This window comes from Floridaenema flaviceps BLCC-F50 (genome assembly GCF_041929275.2).
Lineage (GTDB): Bacteria > Cyanobacteriota > Cyanobacteriia > Cyanobacteriales > Aerosakkonemataceae > Floridanema > Floridanema flaviceps.
In genome coordinates, this window is the sequence record NZ_JBHFNR020000001.1 from 189,250 (window position 1) to 205,387 (window position 16,138).

Here is a 16,138-nt window from a genome sequence, read left to right on the forward strand (position 1 = left end):
AAGCTTTCAATCGCTTCCAAATAGGTCAAATATTCAAGAGTTCTGAATGTTGCCAACTAACAGCCTTTGCCTCAACATCTCTATTGACCGACTGCATCAAGTACCTGGTAAGGCAGATCACTTCGCCGTATGGGTTTGGAATGCACCCTATCCTGCTGGGCACGTCCATCATGACTGCATTTTGCCCGAATCCTTAGCAGAAACCTGGATGATTTGGCAGGATATGTTTTCCCCTTTTAGCTACTCTGGGTCTGCTAAAATTCCAGTACACCAGAGAGCGATCGCCCCAACTGTAGTAGTATCACCACCAAGTAATTCCGGCAAATCAGGTGCTACCTACAGCGGACATCTGATGCAACAGCTGGGAATTGACCTGTGGAAATGGTTGTTTGATGGGCCAATTCAAAACTGTTTGGAACGTAGTCAGGGGATTGCTATTGGTATTGGGCCAACTCAACCTCTGCGGTTACGTTTAGATGTTCGCGATCCTGATTTAATCCTCATGCCTTGGGAAATTATGCAACCCCAAGTTGGCAAGCAGGCAATTTCTTTAAGTCAACAGTTATTATTCAGTCGTACTACTAGTTATGTCGATCATTTACCCCCGCTAAGAACTGAGCAAACTTTAAATATTCTTTTAGTTTTAGGAGAAGAATCAACAGGGCAAAATTCCAGTCATGGCAGTTTAAAGTTGGAACAGGAAGCTAAGCTACTGGCATCAGTTTTAGAGGATAGCGTGTTGAATCATACCAAGGCTGTGGGAACCTTTGTTCCTTGTCAGGTAGACACGCTGATCATGCCTACTGCTGCTGAGTTAATTTCCACCTTGGAAAATGGAATGTATAATGTGCTCTTTTATGCCGGACATGGCGCAGCAGCACCGAATGGTGGTTTGTTGTATCTGCGTCCAGGTGTGACAATGAACGGTACGGAACTGGCGCAGGTGTTAACTAGATGCCGAGTCACCTTAGCGGTGTTTAATTCTTGTTGGGGGGCGCAATCAGCGAGAATTAATCATCAAGCGATTGGGCGCAGTAGTTTAGCTGAGGTGTTGATTCATCATGGTGTACCCGCTGTGCTGGCGATGCGAGATGCGATCGTAGATCAAGAAGCAATTAGTTTTATTGAAGCATTTGCCCGCGCTTTAGCAGAAAGAAAACCAATTGACCAAGCAGTAGCTATAGCTAGACAGCAGCTATTAACTCTTTATAAGTTTAATCAGCCAGCTTGGACTTTGCCTGTGTTGTACATCCATCCAGAGTTTGATGGTCAATTACTCGAAGATATCCCCGATATTACCGAATTACCTCCTGATTCGCCCACTTCCGTCGGTCGTCCTCATTTAAAAGCTTATCTCCGTCCAGTAGGTTTTACGGCAAATATATGTCATATTAACAGCAGCTTACTCCGCATTGGACGGGTACGGGTAGCAAAAAAAGACAAAGACTTGGTATTGGTAAAAAATGACTTGGTAATTGAGGAAAAGTGGGTTTCCCAAGCTCACGCAGAAATTATCTGCCGCTGTACTAGTTTAAATGCTAATGGTGCTGGGCCAAATTACTTTTTGCGGGATTTTTCTCGGTTTGGTACTTTAGTTTCGGGGCCTGACGGTATACGAAAAGTCCACTATGACCAAGTGTCTCTCCAATCAGGAATGGAACTAAAATTTGGCAGTTCCAAAGGTCAGACTTGGGAGTTCGTGATTGGCAGTTAAATTTGGGAACCGGAATAAGTTAGTACAGGGAAAAGATTCGGTGTATTATTAATGCTTTACCTCTTCTACTTGTGGGATGATTCTTTAAGGAAAACATGGGCGGAAATCTTATCCTCAGCTACTCCCAAAATCAAATTCCGGTTTGATTGTGAAAAAGCAGAAAGTTACGGAACTGGTGGGAGTGCTGATGTAGTCTAACTACGGACAGCGTTAGTTAAAAATAAGACTCAGGAGCTAAAATCATGACCAGTCAAATTAGGGGTTCAGGATGTTTCCCTTCTTTCCATTCGCAAGCTGAACAAGAGTTATTGCAGGTGTTGCTGCAAGATGAGGAAGAGTCTGTTTATTATTGGAATCCCACCCAAAGAGATTCAGATACTTATTTTGCTCAGTTAGAAAAGACATTCCAATTAGATGATTGGGTAGAAGAAGTAGAACAAAAGGCGCAAAGTTTCTTTAATCAACTAGACGGAATTTGGGCTATTAATGTTCCCCGGATAGCAGCAGAAGATATTTTTTCTATTTTGCGGCAAAACTTTGCGACTCGTGTGCCAAGTGCTTGGTTAGAAGCTATTTCTCATAAGGCTTATGGGTTGAAGTTTGGAGAAGACCGGGCTTATAATCAAATGAATTTGGCAGATCGGTTGGTACGTTGCGTGCAAGAATTATTACCTAACTGGCATGAGGGAGATTTATATTTATTTTCTCGTCCTTTAGCTTTTGCCATGCGGGGAACTGAAACCGCAGCTATTGATTCAATGCTGGCAACGGTGAGGGAATTACCTTTTTCTGAGTTATCGGATATGGAACAAGCACGCTTAGGATTAGCGATCGCTCGTTATGCTTTAGCAGAATTAGATCGGGAATAATTAAATCGAAAGCTTTAGCTATTTACTTTTGTCTGCCTTAAATAAGTAGTGAAAGTTTGCTCCTAACTTTTTATTTATAGATTGCTAAAATTGAGAGTTTGTCACCCGCAAAACAGGTGTCAAATACTCAAGATCACTACTTACTAAAATTCATAAAAATTCGGAGTGAGGAGAGAATGTAGAGTCAAACTCTCTCCTTACTCCTATTAATCTGATTGACTTATTATTGATTAGCTTGGGCACTACGAACAGCTGCGAAGAAGAATAATCCTCCCAGTGGCACACTAATGGCGAGAATAATTCCAGTAGTCAGGTTGCCAAGATCGGGATTTCCTGACGATAGCTCAAAGATTGAGCCTACAGCGGCGATCGCAGATACACAAGAAGCCATCAAAAACAAACCACTTTTGGGAGTCATTGTACCCACAATTATTTCTCCTTATCCTATTGGCTTAACAGCTTGAGTGGAAAAGCCGTATTTTTTCAGTTCTTGGTTTAAAGCTAAACCATTTTCTACACGGTCTACAAACAAAACGCCATTAAGATGATCCATTTCATGCTGAATAGCGCGTGCTAATAAACCATTAGCTGAGATTGTGCGCGGACGACCATATTCGTCTTTGAAAGTAACTTCGATCGCTTCTGGTCGTTTCACATCTAAATAAACTTTAGGAATGCTCAAACAACCTTCCTGAGCTACACAAATGTCCCGACTAGCAGCTTTGATCGTGGGATTAATCAACACCAAAGGCCCATTAGCGGGATTATCAGGCTCACAGTCAATAACGATCAGCTGCTTATGAACGGCTACTTGGGGTGCTGCCAAACCGATGCCGTCAGCACTATACATAGTTTGCAGCATTTCCCGCACTAGTTGACGAATTTCGGCATCTACTTTGGAGACGCGCTTTGCTGGTTGGCGCAAAACGCGATCGCCCAAAGTATGAATTTCCAAAGGCGGTTTATCTAACTTTTTCTTTTCGACTAAAACCTCAGATGTCATGGAAGATTACGGCGAGTAGGACTAAATTCACACTGTCTGTTTCCTTCATTTTATCTTGCCATCTTAAGGATAGAAGGGCGCAGTAGCAGGTGGCTCAAAGGTAACAGTACCACCACCAAGGACTTTAACTTCATTCCCCAAAGTAGGAGTAGTACTACCAAGCCAGTTATTGGGAGCATTGAGTTTTCCAGTTCCATAGTGAGCAATAGCAGCGTTAGTGTTGCTAGTAAAGTCGTTTTTAGTAACTTGTACTCCGCTAGGAACTGCCGTTTGAGGACGAATCACTAATCCATTGAGAGAATTAGTAACCTTATTCCCCTGCACAAGTATTTCATTTCCCAAAGCAATATCATTTCCGGCACCTCCTTGACGTAGCCTGATACCACCACGCTCTAAGCGATCGGCAGTCGCAGTAGTGTTAGCTTGATCGATGAAGTTGTTTGTAATTTGCGCGTTACCACCTGCTAATTGAATGCCTTGTTGACCAATTTGCGTTAATGTGTTGTTGCTAATTTTGCTGATGTTAGTGCCAGTACCAGTTAGGTTATCTAAAGGCATACCAGGGCCAGCAATATTGGTTAAAGTGTTATCGGTGATAATTAGTGTCTGAACACTCTGTACTTGAATAGCACCGCTAGACCCTCCAGTGATGTCCCTAAAGGTGTTCTCAGCGATCGTCACTTTGGTATTGGGGGCTGAGGACAGGTTCATAAATATCGCACCTCCACCGCCACTACCAGCCCCTGTAAAGATATTTTTTTGAATCTGGATATTTTGACCACCAGGGTTTCCCGCCGGAACCGTCGCTGTGATGGCATTTGCTCCGTTAGTTTGGAACTGTAACCCTGAGATCGTTACATTTGTAGCAGAGGCGCTAATTCCCAATATCGCAGTATTGGCATCAGCTGTGAGCGTAGTTGTTGAAGCACCAGCAGCATTGGGGCTACCAATAATTAATGAATCTGTAATGCTAATTCCCGTTGGACTATTGTAAGTTCCTGGTTTGATGATTATTAGATCCAGTACACCCGCACTTTGGTTAGCCTGATTTACAGCTTCAACAACTGTATTGAACTGGTCTGGAACTATATTATTTGGGTTAGTGTTGATATTTCTGTACAGGAGAACTGGGCCTGTACGATCTTGCAGTTGAGTACTATCTTGGATAGTAATAGTAGCTTCGTCTGGGGCCGCCACTTGATATTGTTCCCCAGCACTGAGGGCTACGCTGAGGGTTTCGGCGAATTCAAAAACTCCGTCGTTGACTGGATTAATCTGGATGTCAATACTCGGCTGATTAGCTGGAATAGTGACAGTCCCAGTCAAACCAGGGGTAGCACCAAAGTCATCAGCCTTAGCCGTACCACCTACGGTGTAAGTAATTGTTAGTGGTTGAGTAATATCTCCACCTGTACGAGTAAACCTAAACGTACCGGGATTAGAGCCAGCTTCTGAAGCATCAGGATCAGGTGCAGTGACAGAAACAGCGGCTTTAGTCGTTGTTGGCGCACCTCCTGCAGCATCGAATATTGTGACTGTAGCAGTTTGAGGTAATCCTGATTTAAAGCCGGGGCCATTGGCATTTAAGGTGAGTGTAACTGTTTCTGGCGTTTCGGTTACAGTATCTGACTTTGGAATCACCGAAATGGTTGCGCGATCGGAACCTTTAGGAATAATGACTACACCGTTTAAAGTGTCATAGTCTGTATCTGGAGTAGCTGCGCCAGTACCAGTTGTGACAGTGTAAGTAATTGCTAGACTTTCCTCTGCTGGACAAGGGATAAAGACTGTAAATTCGCCGTTGTTTTGCAGAACACCATTAGGTGTGGTTATTGGTTCGATCGCAGTAGGATCGGTAGCTACAATAATTGGTCTAGCTGGGCCGATTTTACCAGTACTGTCGATAAACGAGGTGCCATCAATACTGTTGACGTTGACATTCTTGATGATGGCTAAAAACTCACCTGCACCGTTACCTTTAAAGGTATTGGAAATCGAAACAATGGTGTTAGCTGCATTTGCCCCAGTACCTTGTGCCAGAACTATATCGTCGAAACTTAGCCCCTCTGTGAGCGAAATTTTATCTATACATGAATCCCAGTCAGTAATAAGATCGGCATCTGCTATGGTAAGACCACCTGTGGTTTTATTTGTGGGATCACCAGTTAAACCAATTACAAAGATATCTTGAGTCCCTGAATCACCACCATTTCCTGTGAGAGTATCTGCACCGATGTCACCGTAAATAATGTCAGAACCTTTGCCACCAAATAGTAAGTCGTTACCCTTGCCTCCGCTTACTTGGTCATTACCTTGTCCACCATAAACGGTATCATTGCCCTCATTACCATTGAGAGTATCGTCGCCTTCATTACCATTGAGTAGATCTGCCCCAGCGCCACCAAACAAACTATCATCACCTAAGTTACCAAAGACTGTATCGTTGCCTTTGTCACCGTAGAGTAAGTCGTCGTCTTCACCGCCAAAAATGGTGTCATTACCTTGACCACCATAAATGGTGTCTTTGTCTTGATTACCGTAAAGTACGTCGTCATCTTCACCGCCTAAGATGATGTCACGACCTAAGTTACCAAAGATGGTGTCTTTGCCTTTGTCACCAGAGAGTAGGTCGTTGTCTTTGCCACCAAAAATGCTGTCATTACCTTGACCACCATAAACGGTATCGTTGCCATCATTCCCACTGAGGAAATCATCTCCCTCGTTACCGTTGATCAGGTCATCATCCTCACCACCATAGAGGGTGTCGTTCCCCAAGTTACCAAAAATACTGTCCAGTCCAGGGTCGCCAACTAATAGGTCATTACCTTGACCACCATATATTAAGTCGTTGTCTTCACTCCCAAAGATGGTATCTGCATCCTCGTTGCCATAGATGACATCATTACCTGGGTTGCCATCTAGGAAATCAAATCCTGACCCACCAAAGATTGTGTCATTATCTAAGTCCCCGGAAACAGTATCATTTCCTAAGTCTCCATACAATAGGTCGTTGCCTTTACCTCCTCGAACTTGGTCATTGCCTGTACCACCATATACAGAGTCGTTTTCTTCGTTGCCGCTTACTACATCGTTGCCTTGGTTGCCGTAAATTAAATCGTTGCCTAACCGACCAAAGATGAAATCTTGACCCTCACTGCCATAGAGGGAGTCTCCTGCTTCTAATCCTAGTATGGTGTCATTACCTGCTAACCCATTTATCAGGTCGGCATCTTTTGTGCCTACTAGAAAGTCGTTACCTGGGGTACCGATGATAGTCGCCATTGTCTATATCTCCTCACTACCTAATCCATATAATCTAACGATTTAGGTCTAAAAAGAGTCATTATTCCCATTTATTTCCACAACGATCGTTGTTTTGTGTTGGTTTAATTGTTTTGAGATCGATGACTGATGCACTTTTCTCTAGCTTTATGTATGGGAGCTCGCCAGCGCCAGAACTCTGGCTGTTTTGGTCATAAGTTTAACTCTACCTTTATTTATAGCAAGCTAATTTTGCTACATTCTTTTACTGATTAAATTAATTTAACCAATAGATGTTTTATGCGTTTAATGGAGTTTTGCTGTAAATAAAAGCACAAGTGTTATTCTGCTCTATTTTCTCGCTCCGACTCAGGTAAAATATTAACCCTGTAATAGATGCTTTAGCCAACTTTAGGAAGGGAAAATTGAGCGATCGCACAGCCTACCGTTAGGCATATCTGCCCACCCAACTTCAGACTAAATTCAATTAATATTTTAGTCAAACTATACCTAATTTTGCCAATAGTTTAATTACAAAAATTAGTAGATCTTTTCTAAAGTTTTACTGGAAAGCCAACAATCATCAAAGATATTACTTATTACTCTAGCCAAAAGTTACTTAATATGATATAAAAAGAAGAATTTACAATAGACCTATATTTTGTTAAACAAAATGAAGTCTCAGTGGGAATGTTTATTAAGAAATTTGGGAGAATGGCGAGGTTCTTTTACTCGCTTTTCGCCAAGTGGGGAATTAGTAGGGGATACTCCTACGGTAGTTTCTTTGGAAGGGTTAAATAATAATCAAGCGATTCGCCAAAAGATTCTGCGATTTTCACCTACTGGAGAAGCATCAGAACAGGTTTTAGAATACAGTTCTTTGGGGCGGGGGGTGCTATTTTTGGAAAATGGGGCTTTTTCTTTTGGATCAATACAAATCGCCCCTTTTTCCGAGTTTGGGGCAGAGTTGGGATTGATAGATGAGGAACGGGAAAGGCGTTTGCGCTTAGTACAATTGTTTAATAAGAATAGTGAGTTAGAAGAAATTATCTTAATTCGGGAAATTTTAGCTGGTACTCAACCTCAAGAAATTCCTGATTTAACAGTGGAACAATTGTGGGGAGAATGGGTAGGTGAAGCAGTAACAATATATCCTGATTGGCGATCGCCTGATACCTATCCCACAGTGTTAAAAATTCATCTCAATCAATCAGGGGAATTAGTTCAACAACTAAGTTTTGCTAATCGCACTATTGAGTCAGTTGCTAGGGTTGAAGGTTCAATTCTCTATTTTGAACAAGGCACCCAAAAAGTACAAGTTTTATTATTACCTAATGGTGCTTCTGCTACTTGCCCAACTAAAATTAAATTTGGACAAAGCTTTTTTTTAGAAGTGGGTTGGTTACATTCACAAAAAGAAAGACAAAGATTAATTCGCAGTTATAATGAAAAAGGGGAATGGGTAAGTTTGACTTTAGTAAAAGAAAGAAAGCTTTGAACTAGAGAACTAGATCCCCGACTTCTTCAAGAAGTCGGGGATCTTAAAGATTAAATGAAAGATCCCCGATATTTGAGGGCTTTTTTGAGTAAGATTTGATACTCTTTATCTGTAACTATGAATGCGCCAAAACGTTCTAAGTGAGGGTTGTTCATTTGAGCATCAAAAAAGACAAAATTACGCGATCGCAAATGTTCCACTAATTTTACCATTGCCACCTTTGAGCCTTCAGGAATTCGGTAAAACATTGACTCGCCAATAAAAGCGCCACCAATGGCAAGTCCTAAAATTCCCCCAGCTAATTGATCCCCTTGCCAAGTTTCAAAGCTATAAGCCCAACCTGCGTGGTAAAGTGCTTTATATATCTGCTTTAATTCGGGAGAAATCCAAGTAGTTTCTCGGTTGGCACAACCTTCGACTACCGCAAAAAAATCTCGATTGATGGCAACTTGAAATCGTTCTTGATTAATTGCCCGACGTAGTGATTTCGGGTAGCGAAAGCGATCGTCAAGCGGGATAAAAGCACGTTTCTGGCTAGAGTACCAGTTTAAAACACCAGTTTCATCTGCCATTAAAAAGTAACCTTGGGCGTATCCCTCTATAATTCCCTTAATTTCCACTTGCATGGATTAGTTAGTAACTCAAGTTGTTAGCTATGACTTTATTTGTTTTTAATTTCTAGATTCATCTGATATCACGTCAAGACTGTGATAATATTTGTCAAAATGCTGCTATCGAAGAAATCATTCTACCAATTGTAGTCAGAAGTTCAGCTACAGTTTGCCAGCCATCTTAGCAAATACGGTTGTTTAATATACTTTATATCGGGTTTCATCCCTTACGGAAAAAAATAAGGTTCTCACCCTCCCACACTATTTGCGATCGCTCATGGCTCAACCAATTCCACCAATTACACTACCATCCGCGCAAAACCCTCAACAAGAGGCAGAATGGTTACGCGCAAATTTGCAGAGATGGCTCGATCGAGAATTTATCCCAGAAGCAGTCAATCAGCAAATTGCTTATCGCGCCGCGCAAATTTATGCGCGACAACGTATGGAAGGGGAAAATGACTTAGGATCTCTGGTAATTGCCATTGTCACCGAGATGCAGGCGTTTGACTTTTCCCAAAGTTTTTATAGTGAATTTGCGATCGCCAACGCTGTGAGCGACATCCTTTTAGATAGTTTAGGGATCGATCGCTGTTGTGGACAATAATAGTTTTGAGTTGTAGGGGCAGGTTTAGCAGATAAATCTGTGTTCTCAGCGAAAGAATTAACAACAAAACCCGCCCTTACAGAATTTTGAGTTAATAATTGACTCATCACTCACAACTCAACACTTGTCATTATCTACCAGCTAGATTTAACAACCCCAGGTAGTAAACCTTGGTGCGCCCACTCCCGCAAAACGTGGCGAGACAAACCAAAATCACGGTAATATCCTCTAGGGCGACCAGTCACCCAGCAACGATTCCGCAACCGAGTACGACAGCTATTTCGAGGTAATTGTTGAATTTGACGGTGAATTGCAAACTTTTCTTGTTGAGTAGTCGCACTAGCAAACTGATCTAGTAACTCTTCCCGCTTTTCGGCGTACTTTTCCACTAACTTTTGGCGCTTTTTCTCGCGCTCAATCATGCTCTTTTTAGCCATGAAAAACTTTTGTTCCTTGTAGAACGATTAAGACAGCATTTTCTATCTTAGCTTTTTTGGGCATTTTTTTAACAAGGAGTAGGGAAAGTGGTTTAAACTGCTTAACTGTGGTGTGGAGTCATTGATATTGTGGGGGATGAGTTGCCAAGCGATTTCGTGAGAGGGCAAGCACAGAGAATTCTGGAGATTTTCTACTCTACCCCATTTATAGAATGCCACCCATTGACTCGCGAGTTTGCGAGCGTGCCTGCCCGCTCTGGTATCTACGCATTTCGCCATCAATCTGAGGGTATTCTCTATATAGGGAAAGCAGTTAATATCAGGCAAAGGTTACGAGGTGGGCATAAAGCTTTAGCTTGGGCATTTATCGATCGCCTCAACCCAAATGATGTAAAAATAGCTGCAACGGTGTTAACCTATCAGCTGTGGTTGCAAGCCCTGGAAATAGAAGCCCTAATGATTCAAACAGTTAAACCACGCTATAACATTCGTATCAGGCAAGAGGAATAAAGCATAATGGAAACTGCAACCGAACACCTATCACCAGTTGCTGCAAATGCTTTTCTTGATGCGCTTCCCAATAAAATTAAGCAGGCGTTGATTGCATACTCAGCAGAAATTGAATATCCGGTAGAAGCGGTGCTAGAAATGGCGATCGCTGGTTTTCTCGATCCAGATTCAGTTAGTTTTGTAGATTGTAAACCGCTATCTGGGATGAATATTGAGAGGAAAGCGAGTTAAGGGATAAAAAACCCTTGCGTTATAGCGTTCAGCGCCAGATTTAGCGCTAAAGCGCAACAACGTACCTGTTTTCATCTGCGGTTAAAATTTTATTTATGATTCGCAGCAAAAAAGCCGGAGATTAATATTACAAGGAAAAGTAGTCAGCACCCCGCTCTAAAGAGACGGGGATTTTCGAGCCTCACTTTAGATAGCTGACCAGCCTAAGTCTTAGCTGACTACGTTTAAGGCAAGAGTTAAAGACCTACCAAGGAATGCGTGCCAGTTCCTTGCTCTAGAACCGAAAAGTTAAACAGTTTTACGAGGGGTAAAACAGTGCTTTTTGGATAGTTACCGACTTTAAACATTGGCAAGGCAAACATCACGAGTAATCAGTAAAGACAAAACCATGTCTAAACAAAATTATGTTTTTGTTCTTGATACTAACAAGAAGCCTTTATCTCCTTGTCGCCCAATAACGGCAAGAAAACTATTGCAGGCTAATAAGGCGGCAGTGTTTCGCTTATTCCCCTTTACTATCATTTTGAAAAAGGCAGTAAATGAAACACCAAAACCTATCACCCTCAAAATAGATCCCGGCTCTAAAACCAGCGGCATTGCCTTGGTGCAAGAAAACAAAGTGGTGTTTGGCGCAGAGCTTACCCATAGAGGACAATCAATCAAGGCAAGTTTAGATTCTCGTCGAGCGATTCGTCGCGCTAGGAGAAACAGGAAAACTCGCTATCGCCAAGCTAGATTCTTGAACCGCAAAAATGATAGAGGATGGTTAGCTCCCAGTCTTCAGCATCGAGTTGAAACAACAATTACTTGGGTAAAAAGATTCATCAAATTTACTCCAGTTGCATCTATTGTCCAAGAATTAGTTCGATTCGATTTACAGAAAATGGAGAATCCTGAAATTTCAGGAATCGCCTATCAGCAAGGTGAGTTACAGGGTTATGAAATCAGGGAATACCTGTTAGAGAAGTGGGGGAGAAGATGCGCTTATTGTGGCGTTGAAAACGTAACGTTACAGGTTGAACATATTCATCCTCAAGCTAAAGGTGGAACTAATAGAATTTCCAACCTCTGCATTGCTTGCGAGAAATGTAACCAAAAAAAAGGAGCTAAAAATATTGAACAGTTCTTAGCTAAAAAGCCAGAGATATTGAAAAAGATTTTAGCCCAAGCCAAGAAGCCATTAAAAGATGCTGCTGCTGTTAACTCAACTCGCTGGGCATTGTTTAATGCCCTTAAAGAAACCGGATTAATCGTTGTTACTGGCTCTGGCGGATTAACTAAATTTAATCGAATTAGACTTGGTTTACCTAAAGCTCATTGGCTAGACGCTGCCTGTGTTGGACAAGTTGAATCCTGGGAGTTACTAACAGGTCAACCGTTATTAATTAAGGCAACTGGACATGGAACTCGCCAAATGTGTCGCACTGATAAATATGGCTTTCCTTCTCGATATGTCCCTAGAAACAAGTTCGTTAAAGGCTTTCAAACCGGAGATATTATCAAAGCGATAGTCACATCTGGCAAGAAAGTCGGGCAATATTTAGGGCAAGTTGCTGTTAGAACAAGTGGCTCTTTTAATATTTCAATTCACTCTCAAATAATTCAAGGGATTAGTCACAAATGCTGTCAAATTGTTCAAAAGAAAGATGGCTACAGCTATTCTTTCCAATCCTGACGGTGAATAAATTCACCGTGTCGCTTTTCCTCCTTGGTCTGAAGACACAAGGTTTCCAAGCTCCCGGAGGTTTTTAGATGAAAGTTCGTGAGGTAATCAAGCGATTAGAAGCGGATGGATGGTATGAAGCAAGAACGCGAGGAAGTCATCGAGTCCTGAAGCACCCTGAAAAATCAGGTATCGTAGTTGTACCCGGTAATTTCTCTGATGAAGTCGCTATTGGAACTCTCAAAAGTATTTGAAAACAAGCACAATTGGACGATGAATAATGAAAGAATATGTAGTAATTTTTGAATGGGCTGGCAGTAACTATTCAGCTTATGTTCCCGATTTACCCGGTTGTATTTCTACAGGTAAGACATTTGAAGAAACAGAAAATAATATCAAAGAAGCTATTGAGCTTTATATTGACACCCTTCGAGAGGATGGTCAAGCTATTCCCGAACCATCCCTGAAGGCAAAAGCAATTTCTGTTGCAGCTTAATTATTACAGTAAATACCCCCCTACTCTCTGTTGCCTAAATTTGCGGAAGGACAGAGGTCAGCAAGGACACAGGTAGCACAGGCGGGTTTCCTAGCGGTACAAATGGCGCGACCATGATAGATTAGGCGAATTGACCAGTTTTCCCAATCAGGTTGGGGTAAAAGGGTAATTAAATCTCGTTCGATACGAATTGGGTCTTGATGTTCGGTTAAACCTAGTCTATTACTCAGGCGTTTAACATGGGTATCGACTGTTACACCGTGATAAATGCCGTAAGCGTGTGCTGAAACTACGTTAGCGGTTTTTCGGGCTACTCCGGGTAGTTCCAGCAATTGTTCCATGCGTTTTGGGACTTTTCCGCGAAATTTTTCGACTATTAGGCGACAAGCGCCTTGGATGTTTTTGGCTTTGTTGCGGTAAAAGCCTGTGGAACGTACTAGCGATTCTAACTCGGTGATGTCGGCGTTGGCGATCGCTTCTGCATCAGGAAAACGGCGAAACAATTCCGGTGTTACCTGATTCACTCGCTCATCAGTACACTGCGCTGAGAGAATCGTTGCCACCAGCAATTGTACAGGAGTTTCATAATTAAGCGTGCAAGTAGCGTCGGGATAAAGTCGCTTTAAACGAATCAAAATCTCCAACGCTCTTTGCTGCTTTGTAGCTAATTTACGGGTAATGCTCACTGAAGTAACTTTTGTACCCACTCAAGTTGGGTTGTATCTCGGACAATCAAAAAGATTCCTAGTCCTAAGAGTAACATTAACCCAGTTTGCATCACACCATCTTGAATGTGAGTTGGTAAAGGTTTACCACGCAATCCTTCAATTACCAAAAAAGCTAACTGTCCACCGTCTAAAGCTGGTAAAGGCAAAATATTAATGATTGCCAAGTTAATACTAACCAAAGCGGCAAACAAAAATAACCTACTAATATCAGATTCAGCCAACTTTGCACCAGCTTCAACAATTTTCACAGGCCCAGCTACTTGAGAAGCTGTTTCTTGAAAATTGGTAATTAACTGATAAAATCCTTTCACCGTTCCCACAAAGATTTGTTGGAATTGATCGGCAGCAAGGCTAAAGATTTCCAGGATATTATTAGGACGACGATAAATCGGGCTGCCATTGGGAACTAATTGAACGCCAATTCGCCCTTTTCCATCTGCTCCCGCTTCTGGTGTGACGTTGAGAGAGCCTGTGTTCCCATTCCTTTTTACAGTGATTGTAATGGGTTTGTTGGCAGAGTTTTGAATTTCTGTTTTCAGTAATTCTGGGGCTTCTTTAACAGCGCCGAGTTCTTTACCGTTAACTGAAAGAATCACATCTCCAGCTTTAATACCTGCAACTGCTGCGGGTGAGTTTTCCGAGATAACTTGGGGAACAAGTACTCCGGGTTGAAAGTTAATTCCTTTAGGAACACCAACAATTCCGAATTGAATTACTAACACTAAATAAGCAAAGATTAGGTTAGCAATTACCCCGGCACTGATCACAATTGCGCGGTCTAAAATTGGACGATTGCGGAGTAAATTTGGATCGTCAAGGGGATATTTACAATCTGGATCGTCATCGGGAAAACCGACAAATCCACCCAAGGGAAAAGCACGGACGGCGTACTCTGTTTCTGGGCCTTGGTATTTCCAAAGTATAGGGCCAAAGCCCAAGGAAAAGCGATTGGCATGGATGCCTTGAAGACGAGCCGCCATGAAATGACCTAACTCGTGTACGACAATGAGGATAGCTAGAACTGCGATCGCTGCCAAAACTGACATAGATAATTTATGCTGCTAAATCTAAACATTTCTTCATTTTACGTTGCTGTTTCGTAGAGCACATCTCGCCCCAGATAAGGTTGCAACACTTCAGGTATTTTTACTGTGCCGTCAGGTTGCTGGTAATTCTCCAACACTGCTGCCATTGTCCTACCAACGGCTAACCCGGAACCGTTCAGGGTGTGAACAAATTGAGTGCCTTTTTTCCCTGTTTCCTTAAAGCGAATGCCACCCCGTCGGGCTTGAAAATCTCTAAAGTTAGAACAGCTGGAAATTTCTCGGTATTTCTCCGCAGAAGGTAGCCACACTTCTAAGTCGTAGCACCTTGCTGCCCCGAAACCTAAGTCTCCGGTACAAAGTTCAATTACTCGATAAGGTAGCTTGAGGGCTTGTAAAATTGCCTCTGCATCGCGCACGAGTGCTTGATGTTCTGCTTCTGAGTTGTCGGGATGGACGAATTTAACTAATTCGACTTTATTGAATTGATGCAGGCGAATTAATCCTTTGGTATCTCTGCCGTAAGCGCCAGCTTCCCGGCGAAAACAAGGGGTGTAGGCGCAGTGACGTATGGGTAACTGAGCAGCTTCGAGTATTTCTTCGCGGTAAAGGTTGGTGACGGGTACTTCTGCTGTGGGGATTAGCCAAAGGTCGTCATCTTGACATTTAAAACTTTCTTCGGAAAATTTGGGTAATTGACCTGTAGCGGTGAGAGATTGGCTGTTAACTAACAATGGGGGAAGGACTTCGACGTAGCCAGCTGCGATTTGTTTGTCGATCATGCAGTTGATTAATGCTCTCTCTAAGGCTGCACCTGCGCCTTTGAGCATGATAAACCGACTTTGGGCGACTTTGACGGCGCGATCGCTATTCAAAATCCCCAACTTTTCCCCAATTTCCCAATGCGGTAACACCGAATGTTGCGGTTTATATTCTTCTCCCCAACGCCGCACTTCTGGGTTATCTTCTTCGCTTTTACCGATCGGTGTAGTTTCACTTGGTAAATTGGGAAGGGCTAACAGTAGGGTTTCCAGTTGGGATTTAAGTTCCTTTTCCCTGGGTTCGAGTTCGCCAATTTGGGTTTTAACTTTGTTCCCTTCTTCCCGCAATTCTAAAATTTCTGCGCCTTTGGGGTCGCTACCTTGTTTAATTTTGGCAGGAATGAGTTTAGCAATTTCGTTGCTACGCGCTTGTAGTCGGCTGCGTTCTTGTTCTAATTGTCTTTGCTGTTGGTCTAATTCTAAAATCGGTTGAATGTCATATTGACCAGCACCACGCAGATTTAAGCGCTCTTGGACGTATTGTGGATTTTCCCGGATTTGCTTGAGGTCTAGCACAGGTTTCTACTCATTGGAGCCAATTAATTAGGATATCATTTGGGGACTGGGAACTGGGAGAAAGAGGTGGGGAGCAGGGGAGCAGGGGAGCAGAGCAGAGAATTTAAAGCTACAAACTCTCCCCATTCCC

18 protein-coding genes are annotated in these 16,138 nt (G+C 42.5%); 10 read left to right on the forward strand and 8 right to left on the reverse strand.

Annotation, left to right across the window (positions count from 1 at the left end):
- Positions 1–46: 46 nt before the first annotated feature.
- From ACE1CI_RS00875 to ACE1CI_RS00885, 3 genes are read left to right on the forward strand one after another with little or no spacing between them, the layout of a single operon-like run.
- The gene (locus ACE1CI_RS00875) at positions 47–1,714 is read left to right on the forward strand and encodes a CHAT domain-containing protein (RefSeq protein ID WP_413261538.1); all 1,668 of its coding nucleotides are present in this window, start codon (positions 47–49) and stop codon (positions 1,712–1,714) included.
- A gap of 51 nt (positions 1,715–1,765) precedes the next feature.
- On the forward strand, positions 1,766–1,912 hold the full coding sequence (locus ACE1CI_RS00880; protein ID WP_413261537.1) for a hypothetical protein: 147 nt from the start codon (positions 1,766–1,768) through the stop codon (positions 1,910–1,912).
- A 44-nt stretch (positions 1,913–1,956) separates the two neighbouring features.
- A complete protein-coding gene (locus ACE1CI_RS00885) occupies positions 1,957–2,583 on the forward strand; it encodes a hypothetical protein (protein WP_413261536.1) in 627 nt (208 codons plus the stop codon).
- 223 nt (positions 2,584–2,806) lie between these two features.
- Here the strand turns inward: ACE1CI_RS00885 and ACE1CI_RS00890 are convergent, their stop codons facing one another.
- The 3 genes from ACE1CI_RS00890 to ACE1CI_RS00900 form a co-directional block, all read right to left on the reverse strand.
- Positions 2,807–3,001 (reverse strand): hypothetical protein, encoded by a 195-nt coding sequence (locus ACE1CI_RS00890; RefSeq protein WP_413261581.1) that lies wholly within the window; start codon positions 2,999–3,001, stop codon positions 2,807–2,809.
- 21 nt (positions 3,002–3,022) lie between these two features.
- Entirely contained in the window at positions 3,023–3,586 is a 564-nt protein-coding gene (gene def / locus ACE1CI_RS00895) for a peptide deformylase (RefSeq protein WP_413261535.1), read from the reverse strand.
- A gap of 63 nt (positions 3,587–3,649) precedes the next feature.
- The gene (locus ACE1CI_RS00900) at positions 3,650–6,868 is read right to left on the reverse strand and encodes a Calx-beta domain-containing protein (RefSeq protein ID WP_413261534.1); all 3,219 of its coding nucleotides are present in this window, start codon (positions 6,866–6,868) and stop codon (positions 3,650–3,652) included.
- 652 nt (positions 6,869–7,520) lie between these two features.
- On the opposite strand from ACE1CI_RS00900, the gene ACE1CI_RS00905 reads away from it, so the two are divergent.
- Complete coding sequence (locus ACE1CI_RS00905; protein ID WP_413261533.1) at positions 7,521–8,345, forward strand: DUF3598 family protein; 825 nt, start codon at positions 7,521–7,523, stop codon at positions 8,343–8,345.
- A 50-nt stretch (positions 8,346–8,395) separates the two neighbouring features.
- Here ACE1CI_RS00905 and aat read toward each other — a convergent pair whose 3' ends face one another.
- Entirely contained in the window at positions 8,396–8,971 is a 576-nt protein-coding gene (gene aat / locus ACE1CI_RS00910) for a leucyl/phenylalanyl-tRNA--protein transferase (RefSeq protein ID WP_413261532.1), read from the reverse strand.
- Between the two features lie 262 nt (positions 8,972–9,233).
- Between aat and ACE1CI_RS00915 the strand changes: the two genes are divergently transcribed.
- Positions 9,234–9,563 (forward strand): DUF8822 family protein, encoded by a 330-nt coding sequence (locus tag ACE1CI_RS00915; RefSeq protein ID WP_413261531.1) that lies wholly within the window; start codon positions 9,234–9,236, stop codon positions 9,561–9,563.
- Between the two features lie 134 nt (positions 9,564–9,697).
- Here the strand turns inward: ACE1CI_RS00915 and rpsN are convergent, their stop codons facing one another.
- Positions 9,698–10,000 (reverse strand): 30S ribosomal protein S14, encoded by a 303-nt coding sequence (rpsN, locus tag ACE1CI_RS00920; protein WP_413261530.1) that lies wholly within the window; start codon positions 9,998–10,000, stop codon positions 9,698–9,700.
- 243 nt (positions 10,001–10,243) lie between these two features.
- Between rpsN and ACE1CI_RS00925 the strand changes: the two genes are divergently transcribed.
- The 5 genes from ACE1CI_RS00925 (at position 10,244) to ACE1CI_RS00945 (ending at position 12,900) form a co-directional block, all read left to right on the forward strand.
- On the forward strand, positions 10,244–10,510 hold the full coding sequence (locus ACE1CI_RS00925) for a GIY-YIG nuclease family protein (protein ID WP_413261529.1): 267 nt from the start codon (positions 10,244–10,246) through the stop codon (positions 10,508–10,510).
- Between the two features lie 6 nt (positions 10,511–10,516).
- Positions 10,517–10,741 carry a hypothetical protein gene (locus tag ACE1CI_RS00930; RefSeq protein WP_413261528.1) on the forward strand — a complete coding sequence of 75 codons (225 nt, stop codon included), beginning with the start codon at positions 10,517–10,519 and terminating at the stop codon, positions 10,739–10,741.
- A 388-nt stretch (positions 10,742–11,129) separates the two neighbouring features.
- Positions 11,130–12,416, forward strand: a complete 1,287-nt coding sequence (gene iscB / locus ACE1CI_RS00935; protein ID WP_413261527.1) for an RNA-guided endonuclease IscB — start codon at positions 11,130–11,132, stop codon at positions 12,414–12,416.
- 77 nt (positions 12,417–12,493) lie between these two features.
- Positions 12,494–12,658 carry a type II toxin-antitoxin system HicA family toxin gene (locus ACE1CI_RS00940; RefSeq protein ID WP_413261526.1) on the forward strand — a complete coding sequence of 55 codons (165 nt, stop codon included), beginning with the start codon at positions 12,494–12,496 and terminating at the stop codon, positions 12,656–12,658.
- 26 nt (positions 12,659–12,684) lie between these two features.
- Complete coding sequence (locus tag ACE1CI_RS00945; RefSeq protein ID WP_413261525.1) at positions 12,685–12,900, forward strand: type II toxin-antitoxin system HicB family antitoxin; 216 nt, start codon at positions 12,685–12,687, stop codon at positions 12,898–12,900.
- Between the two features lie 20 nt (positions 12,901–12,920).
- On the opposite strand, the gene nth is transcribed toward ACE1CI_RS00945, so the two are convergent.
- From nth to serS, 3 genes are read right to left on the reverse strand one after another with little or no spacing between them, the layout of a single operon-like run.
- On the reverse strand, positions 12,921–13,586 hold the full coding sequence (gene nth, locus ACE1CI_RS00950; RefSeq protein WP_413261524.1) for an endonuclease III: 666 nt from the start codon (positions 13,584–13,586) through the stop codon (positions 12,921–12,923).
- Entirely contained in the window at positions 13,583–14,674 is a 1,092-nt protein-coding gene (gene rseP / locus ACE1CI_RS00955) for an RIP metalloprotease RseP (RefSeq protein ID WP_413261523.1), read from the reverse strand. Before rseP ends, nth begins: the two co-directional genes overlap by 4 nt.
- 38 nt (positions 14,675–14,712) lie before the next feature.
- Complete coding sequence (serS, locus tag ACE1CI_RS00960; RefSeq protein WP_413261522.1) at positions 14,713–16,008, reverse strand: serine--tRNA ligase; 1,296 nt, start codon at positions 16,006–16,008, stop codon at positions 14,713–14,715.
- Positions 16,009–16,138: the final 130 nt, after the last annotated feature.